The organism is Mycobacterium sp. ACS4331, assembly GCF_001667265.1.
GTDB lineage: Bacteria > Actinomycetota > Actinomycetes > Mycobacteriales > Mycobacteriaceae > Mycobacterium.
Genome location: NZ_LZHW01000080.1, coordinates 1 through 8,051, shown reverse-complemented (window position 1 = coordinate 8,051; position 8,051 = coordinate 1). Strand labels below are relative to the sequence as shown.

The window sequence follows — 8,051 nt, the reverse complement described above, 5'->3', positions numbered from 1 at the left end:
GGGTCGAACTACTGTTCGAGTATGACGTCAGTGGCCGCCCTGCTCTCTGAGCTTGAGGCCGTCCACGCCCGCCTTGCTGCCGCCAGCGTCGATGACCTCTCCGCCACGCAGGTGCTGACCGTGATGGAACGCCTCCAGAATGTCAGCTGGGCTGATGCGGCCGTCGACCACAGACTCATTGCGCGGTTGCAGGAGTGTGGGCCCGACGAACTCGGCGGCGACAAGGTCGCCAAGGTCCTGACGCACCGGCTGCGGATCCCGGCCGAAGAGGCACGCCTACGTGTCGCCGACTCCGAAGTCCTGGGACCCCGACGGGCGATGACCGGCGAGGTGTTGGAACCGGTCCTGCCCACCGTCGCCGCCGGTGTGGCTGAGGGACGGGTCGGACCCGCCCACGTCAAGAACATCCGCGAGTTCTTCACAGCTCTGCCCGACCACGTGGATCTCAGTGCTCGGGTGGAGGCTGAGCGGTTGGCCGCCGACCACGCTTCCACGATGGGGGTGCCCGACCTGCGGGCCGCACTGGACCGGATGCTGCTCTGGCTCGACCCCGACGGCTCCTTCAACGACGCCGACATCCAACGCCGCCGCGGTATCACCTTCGGCAAGCAGGGCCCGGACGGATTGACCGAACTCCGGGGACACCTCACCCCCGAAGCCCGCGCGGTGCTCGAACCGGTGATGGCCAAACTCGGCGCACCCGGGATGTGCAACCCCGACGACGAGAATCCCTGCGTGTCCGGGCGACCCACCGAAGACCAGATCCAGGCCGATCAGCGCACCACAGCCCAACGCCAGCACGACGCCCTGGTCACCGCCGGCCGCATGCTGCTGGCGTCGAAGAAGTTGGGCAAGCTCAACGGCCTGCCCGTCACCGTCATCGTCTCCACCACCCTGAAGGAACTGTCCACCGGGGCGGGGTTCGGGATCACCGCCGGCGGCTCGCTGCTGCCGATGCGGGATCTGATCCGGATGGCCACCCACGCCTTCCACTACCTGTCCGTCTTCGACGACGACGGCCAAGCCCTCTACCTGGGGCGGGCCAAGCGGATCGCCACCCCCGCCCAACGGATCGTGCTGCACGCCCGCGACCGGGGGTGCACCGCACCGGGATGCACCGCCTCGGCGTATCAATCCCAGGTTCACCACGCCACCCTCGATTGGGGCGAGGGCGGGGAAACGAATATCAACGAGTTGGCTTTGGCGTGCGGGCCCGACAACCGCAAAGTCGGCCCCACCAAATGGAGAACCCGCATGCGTCGCGGGCGGTGTGAATGGATTCCCCCACCGCACCTGGACAACGGTGGACCACGGGTCAACGACCACCACCACCCCGAAAACCTCCTCGCACCCCGCGAGGAGGAAGGTGGCGGCGGCCCCGACCCCGACCCAGGCTGACACGAAGACAGTGGAAGTGGCCCCGACTTCGGCCAACCCACCACCAACGGGCCAGACCCCGACTGCCGCTGAGCAGCCGGGGCGGCCAGGGTGGCGCACTCGGAAGTGGGGGCGGTGCGGCCGGGAGAGGCGCCCGCCTCAAGGCCCTGAAATCAGTTGAACGCCAACCAACTCGGAAGCGCGCGTTCACGGGAGTCGCACAACACCTGGAAGGTGTCACATGACCCCTTGGGCACACCGGCACCAGCCCACATGCCGCCGGTGTCGCGGCGCAGGACGATGGACGAGGACCCGCCTCCGTCAAGCAGGATGGCGGTGTCACTTCCCAACGCGCGGAACAGATCCTGGATCTGGTCCGGCGTATAACTGCCGCCCTGGAAGACGTAGAGTTCGTCCTTCTCGCGGGCGTAGGCGATTGCGGTGCGCGCGGCGGATGGACCACCGTCGTTCAATTGACCAGTGTCCCCGGGCGCAAGCAGGCCGATGCCGCTCACCGCCACGAATCGAACGCCCTTGTCCATCAGGCCCTGGATCACCGGCGTCGCGGCGTCGTAGTCCTCGGTGTTCTTCGGTGTCACCACGAACGGCGCGCCCGCCACCGGCAGGATCATGGTTGACAACGCGGTCCAATGCTCGTCACCGCCGGACAGTCCCTGCTTGCCGGCATAGGCGATGGTCCCGGTCACCGCGGCATTGGCGCGACCCTGGCCGCGGGTGTTGTCGACGTAGGCGCCCAGTGGAGAACTGCATCCGGTCTGCTTCCAGGACCCGCCGGTCTGTCCGCGGATGTCGAAGAAGTTGGCGTTGATCGCGATCGTGGGCTGGCCCAGCGCCTGCCAGGCCGCGATCGGGGTGTAGATCTCCGAGGCCTGCCACAGACCGTCACGAGTCCGAGCCCCCGGAGTGCGCTCACAGCGGGCCTGATAGCTCTGGTGGGAATCGACCAGCAGGCGTGGTGTGAGGCGCTGCGATGCGGCCTTGATGATCATCAGGTGGCCGCCATTGCTCATCTCGTACCAGCCGCCCCCGGCGTTGAGCATCGGGGCGGGAGCGCCGGCGCCGAAGTTGTAGACGAGGTAGGAGCCGCGTGTGTTGGCGATCGCACTCGCCAGCAGTTCGCGGCCGTCGGCAGCGGAGGCCACCGAGGCCGACAGCAACGCCGAGGAGGCGCACATGCCGGCCGTCGCGCACGAGGCGATGAGACGACGAAGGGCGGCAGGGGTCTTCACGGCGGCCCCTTTCGACATATCCAGCGCGGTACGACATTGGAAACAATATCCTCAGCAGCCACACTGTCAACTTTGGTAACAAGCTCACAACGGTTCGGGGCCGGCCGAATCACATTTCCCGCGTTGATGTTTGCCAGGAAACGCACAGCAGTTAGAACGGCGCGCTAAATCGAGTAGTCAGCGATCTTTCGCGGTTGCCGCCTCCGGGCGCACACTGCATGGGTCACCTCGGTGGCGAGGTGGAACAGGGGGTTGAACATGTCCAACGTCGATACCGCGCGAGCGGCGTACAACGCCTTCAACACGGGCGATCTGGCCACGCTGAAGGACATGTGGGCGGACGACATTCACTGGTGGAACTCCGACGCGGTGAAACCAGGCGGCGAGAAGAACGGCGTCGACGCCGTCATGCAGATGATGATGGAGGTGCCCGAGCACTGGAGCAGTCTGAAGGTCGAGCCCACGAAGTTCATCGAGGCCGGTGACTACGTCGTCGTGCTCGGGACAGAGCACCTCACCAATGACAAGGGCACAGCGGACGCCCGGTTCGCGCATGTCCTGAAGTTCGACGGCAACGGCAAGTGCGTCGAGTCCGAAATGCATGCCGACACCGCTCCGGCCGCCAAGCTGCAGGGCTAGGCAGGGGGAGCGACGCGATACACCGCGTCGGCGAGATCGTCGGTGACGTAGACCGCGCCGTCGGGTCCCAGCACTGCCGCGACCGGGCGGCCCCAGCGGAACTCGCCGGGGCCCTGAAACCCGCCGACGAGGGTCTGCTGGTTGCCCAGAAGCCCATCGCGCCAACTGAAGAACGCCACCTCGGGCGCCCGAGGCGGGGTGCGGTTCCACGAACCGTGTACCCCGACCAGCGCTCCGGTGCCGTATGGCTCGGGCAGGTCGGCGAAGCTCATTCCCAGCGGTGCGGAGTGCGCGCCGAGGCTCTGCTCGATGGGAGGCAGTGCGGCGCAGTCCATCCGGGAGCCGTCGGCATTGGTCTCGACATCGCGGATCAGAGGCAGATCGGCGGGGCCACCGTCGGGATTGCAGAAGGGCCAACCCAATTCGCGTCCCTCGAACAACCGCGCGACAGACTCCGGCGGATGATCGTTGACGTAACCGGTTCGGACCTGCCCGTCCTCGGGGCGGGCGACGTTGTCGCGGTTGTTCACCGCGGTCCACACCGCCCCATCGGGAGCGACGGCAAGGCCGGTGCCGTTGCGCACACCCGTGGCATAGGGCTGCGCGGCCCCACCGCCGGGTGGCACCCGCATGATCGTCGCGCGCGGGGGAGCGGCGTCACGGTCCTCGGCGGAGATGTTGCCGGTCGACCCGATCGAGAAGTACACCGCGCCGTCCTGGCCCAGCGCCACGCTCTTGAGGACGTGCGCATACGCACCGCGCAGGTCGTGACTGCTGGCGTTGGGCAGATCGTCGGCGATGACCTGAGGATCGGTCGCCTGCCCGTCGGAATGGCGGTACACCGACACCCGGTTGCTCTCCGCCACATACAGACGATCTCCGTCGAACGCGAGTCCGTGCGGCTGGGTCAACTCGCGCAGCAGCAGCGATCTTTCGCCGGAGGCGTTGAGCCTCAACACTTCACCTGTGAACGGCACCGACACGATGAGGGTGCCGTCGGGTGCCCATGCGGCCAGCCGCACACGTGGCACCCGGGCGAACACGGACATCGTCCACCCCGGCGGCACGAGGGCCTGGCGCGGCTCGTTGAACGGAGGCTGTGCCATGCCCTCTGGCACCTGCACCGTCACCGGCACCAGATCGGCCGGCGACGGTGCGGCCGGAGCGGGTGAACCGGTGTCTGCCGCCGGAGCCGGGCGGGACTCAGTGCCGCAGGCGGCGACGAGGACGACGGCCAGGACCGCCGCGCTACGCTGCAAGACCCGCATGCATCTCCCACACGAGGATTTCGGCGGGCGCGGTCGCGGTCACCCGCTGGCCACCGGTGGCGGTGAACCGCACGGCATCTCCCCCGTGAAGTGTCCCGGCACCTTCCAGGGTGACCTCGCCACGCGGGACGAACAGATGCAGATATGGGGCCTCGGGCAGCTGCACCGACTGGCCGGGCTGCAGCCGAGCCCCGTGCAGTGCGGCGTAGCGGTTGGCGATGCTGATCGCGGTCTCGCTCCGGTGGGCGTCCATGCCTGAGGCGATGGTCACCAGCCGGCCCTTGAGGAGTTCGTCGTCGATCTCCAGCTGCTGATAGCCCGGCGTGATGCCCGACTGGTCGGGGACCACCCACATCTGCACGAAATGCACTGGCTCGTCGTGGCTTTCGCCGCCCGTGAGTCGCCAGGAGTCGTTCTTCTCGGAATGCAGGATGCCGGTGCCGGCGGACATGCGCTGAGCGAGGCCGGGGTAGATGACGCCTGAGTTGCCGGTCGAGTCCTGGTGCACCAGCGAACCGCGCATCACCCAGGTCACGATCTCCATGTCGCGGTGCGGATGCGTGTCGAAGCCCAGGCCGGGGGCGACCTGGTCGTCGTTGTTGACCAGCAGCAGACCGTGGTGAGTGTTCGACGGGTCGTAATGGTGGCCGAACGAGAACGAATGCTTGGAGTCCAGCCATTCGATCTCGGTCCTGGCGCGGTCGTCTGCCCGTCGGATGTCGATCACGGGTCGAGTCGAGGAAGTCACGGCAATCTCTCCTTGGGCTTCGTGCCTGAGCCTACCGTCTGCGCAACATTCATGACGTATCATGTATTCCGTGTGGCTGGACGCTGACCAACAGCGGCTGTGGCGCGCCCATCTGGCCATGGGCGAGCGCCTGCGGACCGCGATGCACCGACAGCTGCAGGAGGCGTGCGGCCTGACGTTGGCCGACTACGACGTGCTGGTCGCGTTGTCCGAGCGAGGGTCGATGCGTGTCAACGAACTCGGCGAGGCGCTGGCCTGGGAGCAGAGCCGCCTCTCGCATCAACTGCGCCGGATGCGGGACCGGGGACTGGTCGAGCGACAGGACAGTACCGACGACCGTCGCGGCGCATTCGTCACCCTGACCGAGGCCGGTCGAGAGCACCTGCGCACCGCCGCCCCGAGTCATGCCGAACTGGTCCGCTCAGTGGTGTTCGAGGGGATGACGGCCGACGAGGTCCGAGCGCTGACCGCCTGGACGTCGAGGGTGTTGCATCGGCTCGGGGGCTGACTCGTAGGCTCATACCCGTGGATATCAATGGAGCTAGCGCCATCGTCACAGGTGGCGCGTCCGGAATCGGTGCGGCCGCCGCTCGTCAGCTGGCCGACAAGGGGGCCAGGGTCGTCGTTGCCGACCTGCAGGCTGACCGCGGGCAGGCACTCGCGGAGGAGATCGGCGGCGTGTTCGTCACCGTCGACGTCACCAACACCGAGCAGATCGAGGACGCGGTCAACACCGCCGTCGACCTGGGCCCGCTGCGTGCCCTGGTGAACTCGGCCGGCATCGGTTGGGCGCAGCGCACGATCGGCAAGGACGGCGAGTTCGCGTCGGCGCACAGCCTCGACGCCTACAAGAAGGTGCTCGCGATCAACCTGGTCGGCACGTTCGACTGCATTCGACTCGCGGCGACGGCCATGAGCCGCCTCGACCCGACCGACACCGGCGAGCGTGGCGCGATCGTCAACCTCACCAGCGTCGCGGCCTTCGACGGCCAGATCGGCCAGGCCGCCTACTCGTCCTCGAAGGGTGGCGTCGTCGGCCTGACCCTGCCCGTCGCTCGCGACTTGGCGGCGGTCGGCATTCGGGTCAACACCGTGGCCCCCGGCCTGATCGACACGCCGATCTACGGCGAGGGCGAGGCCTCCGAGGCGTTCAAGGCCAAGCTCGGGGAATCGGTGCTGTTCCCGCACCGCCTGGGCAAGCCCGAGGAACTGGCGTCGATGGTCCTCGAGTTGATCACCAACTCCTACATGAACGCCGAGGTTGTGCGCGTCGACGGCGGCATCCGGATGCCACCGAAGTAGCACTGGAGTACAACGACGAATCGCCCCGGTTCCCAACGGAACCGGGGCGACGTCGTTCCACGGATCAGAGTGGCCGTCGGCGGCGACGCCACAGCAGCATGCCGCCGAATCCGATCCACGCCGCGACCGGCAGTGCCACCGCCACGTGGAACAGGGGGTTCGACGTGGCCGGGGCCGCCAGCACGTACGGAGTCCAGGGGCGTTTCCTGTCCGGCCAGATCTGTTCCAGGGGAACAGAACTGATGACATCGCCCATCCAGACCTCGGTGCCCGACTCCGATGTGATCGGGCCGACCAGCGAGGGCGCGGCGGTCCTCATCGCCGGCGCATACTTCTTCTCGAACTCCTCGGCGCCGATGTCGGTGATCTCGACCCTGCTGAAGTCGACGCCGCCGACTGTCGAGGTCCACATGGTGCCGTCGGGTGACGTCCACTTCAGCGTCGCCTCCGGCGGATTCATGTTGAAGCTGCGCACGTAGTCGTCGAACACTCCGCGCGGGCTCCACCGCTGCGCCCACCTGTCGATGTTGTCCGAGTTGATCACCGAAGCGAACTGCCCGCCCGGGTTGGCGGCATTGCGCTTCCGGAGCCATTCGGCGACAACGCGACTGGTGTAGACGCGTCGCAGGTCGGCGTACTTCGGCGAATTCGCGATCAGTTCGTTGAGCGCGGGGATGATCATCTTCTGGTACACCTCGAGGTTGGCCCTGGTGATGTCCGGGCTCTGACCGCGTTGGGCGCAGGTTTCGCCGGGAGAGATGTCACTGTCCTCGACACCGAGTTTGGCAATCAGCGGAGCATCGATGATGTACAACTGGTCGCCGTCCTCACGGACGGTGGCCGGCAGAGGTTCGATCCAGTGGCGTCGACCATCGGTGCACTTGGACTCGCCCTGCAGCGCAGCGACATAGCGGCGGCCCAAGTCGGTTTCGGTGCTCTGCAGCCTGGCGGCGTCGCGCTTCATCTCCAGGTCGGCCTCGAGCAGCACCCTCCCGGCCTCGGTGCGGCCGAAGCCCGAATCGATGATCCGGTCCGGCTCTGTCGGGTTGAGGTTGACCCAGAACTTCTCAGGCGACAACGCGAGCCAGACGAACAGCGCGTCCCGTGACATCTGCGCGCTGCGGGATCCGCCGACTGGCGTGCCGGTGCCGGGGCGGCCGTTCGCGCGGTACCCGATCTGCATCGCGGGCTTGCCTCCGACGTTGTCGGACACGTACCGGATCTCCATCGTCGTGAAGTCGATGCCGCCCAGGTTCGGATTCGGGGGCGAGTACCCCGGCGCCGGCGGGCCCAGCGGCGCGGTCTGCGGCACGTACTGCGGTGCGGGTGCCTGCGGTGCGGGCGCCTGCGGCACGTACTGCGGGGCGGGTGCCGGTGCCGGTGCCGGTGCGGGTACCGGCGCGGGCGCGGGGCGGACCACGATCGGTGGTGGCGGCGGGGGTCACGACTGCGACCCGGCCCTCCAAC

General features: G+C 67.6%; 9 protein-coding genes. 5 read left to right on the top strand and 4 right to left on the bottom strand.

The genetic code is table 11. The annotated features are described in order from the left end of the window. Nucleotides 1-21 precede the first annotated feature (21 nt). Nucleotides 22-1,398, top strand: coding sequence for an HNH endonuclease signature motif containing protein (locus A5727_RS19030; protein WP_068253169.1), 1,377 nt, complete (start codon nt 22-24; stop codon nt 1,396-1,398). A gap of 152 nt (nt 1,399-1,550) precedes the next feature. On the opposite strand, the gene A5727_RS19025 is transcribed toward A5727_RS19030, so the two are convergent. Beyond that, nucleotides 1,551-2,645 carry a phosphodiester glycosidase family protein gene (locus tag A5727_RS19025; RefSeq protein WP_082949897.1) on the bottom strand — a complete coding sequence of 365 codons (1,095 nt, stop codon included), beginning with the start codon at nt 2,643-2,645 and terminating at the stop codon, nt 1,551-1,553. Between the two features lie 240 nt (nt 2,646-2,885). Between A5727_RS19025 and A5727_RS19020 the strand changes: the two genes are divergently transcribed. Further along, the gene (locus A5727_RS19020; protein WP_068253167.1) at nt 2,886-3,266 is read left to right on the top strand and encodes a nuclear transport factor 2 family protein; all 381 of its coding nucleotides are present in this window, start codon (nt 2,886-2,888) and stop codon (nt 3,264-3,266) included. On the opposite strand, the gene A5727_RS19015 is transcribed toward A5727_RS19020, so the two are convergent. Further along, nucleotides 3,263-4,534, bottom strand: coding sequence for a PQQ-dependent sugar dehydrogenase (locus tag A5727_RS19015; RefSeq protein WP_068253164.1), 1,272 nt, complete (start codon nt 4,532-4,534; stop codon nt 3,263-3,265). The genes A5727_RS19020 and A5727_RS19015 overlap by 4 nt on opposite strands. Beyond that, nucleotides 4,515-5,282 carry a pirin family protein gene (locus tag A5727_RS19010; protein ID WP_068253161.1) on the bottom strand — a complete coding sequence of 256 codons (768 nt, stop codon included), beginning with the start codon at nt 5,280-5,282 and terminating at the stop codon, nt 4,515-4,517. The genes A5727_RS19015 and A5727_RS19010 overlap by 20 nt, the downstream gene beginning before the upstream one ends. A 61-nt stretch (nt 5,283-5,343) precedes the next feature. On the opposite strand from A5727_RS19010, the gene A5727_RS19005 reads away from it, so the two are divergent. Together A5727_RS19005 and A5727_RS19000 are read left to right on the top strand one after the other, a co-directional pair. Further along, complete coding sequence (locus A5727_RS19005) at nt 5,344-5,790, top strand: MarR family winged helix-turn-helix transcriptional regulator (RefSeq protein WP_068253158.1); 447 nt, start codon at nt 5,344-5,346, stop codon at nt 5,788-5,790. 17 nt (nt 5,791-5,807) lie between these two features. Then, entirely contained in the window at nt 5,808-6,584 is a 777-nt protein-coding gene (locus A5727_RS19000) for an SDR family NAD(P)-dependent oxidoreductase (RefSeq protein WP_068253155.1), read from the top strand. A 64-nt stretch (nt 6,585-6,648) separates the two neighbouring features. Here A5727_RS19000 and A5727_RS27910 read toward each other — a convergent pair whose 3' ends face one another. Further along, complete coding sequence (locus A5727_RS27910) at nt 6,649-7,797, bottom strand: hypothetical protein (protein ID WP_231992160.1); 1,149 nt, start codon at nt 7,795-7,797, stop codon at nt 6,649-6,651. Here A5727_RS27910 and A5727_RS28225 point away from each other — a divergent pair. Then, nucleotides 7,787-8,051, top strand: a 265-nt coding sequence (locus A5727_RS28225; protein ID WP_231992159.1) for a hypothetical protein, incomplete at its 3' end; no start/stop codon positions are given. The genes A5727_RS27910 and A5727_RS28225 overlap by 11 nt on opposite strands.

Excerpts from the sequence above, each read along its gene's own strand:
- A5727_RS19030 (WP_068253169.1), top strand. The coding sequence starts at position 22 with ATGACGTCAGTGGCCGCCCTGCTCTCTGAGCTTGAGGCCGTCCACGCC.
- A5727_RS19025 (WP_082949897.1), bottom strand. The coding sequence starts at position 2,645 with ATGTCGAAAGGGGCCGCCGTGAAGACCCCTGCCGCCCTTCGTCGTCTC.
- A5727_RS19020 (WP_068253167.1), top strand. The coding sequence starts at position 2,886 with ATGTCCAACGTCGATACCGCGCGAGCGGCGTACAACGCCTTCAACACG.
- A5727_RS19015 (WP_068253164.1), bottom strand. The coding sequence starts at position 4,534 with ATGCGGGTCTTGCAGCGTAGCGCGGCGGTCCTGGCCGTCGTCCTCGTC.
- A5727_RS19005 (WP_068253158.1), top strand. The coding sequence starts at position 5,344 with ATGTATTCCGTGTGGCTGGACGCTGACCAACAGCGGCTGTGGCGCGCC.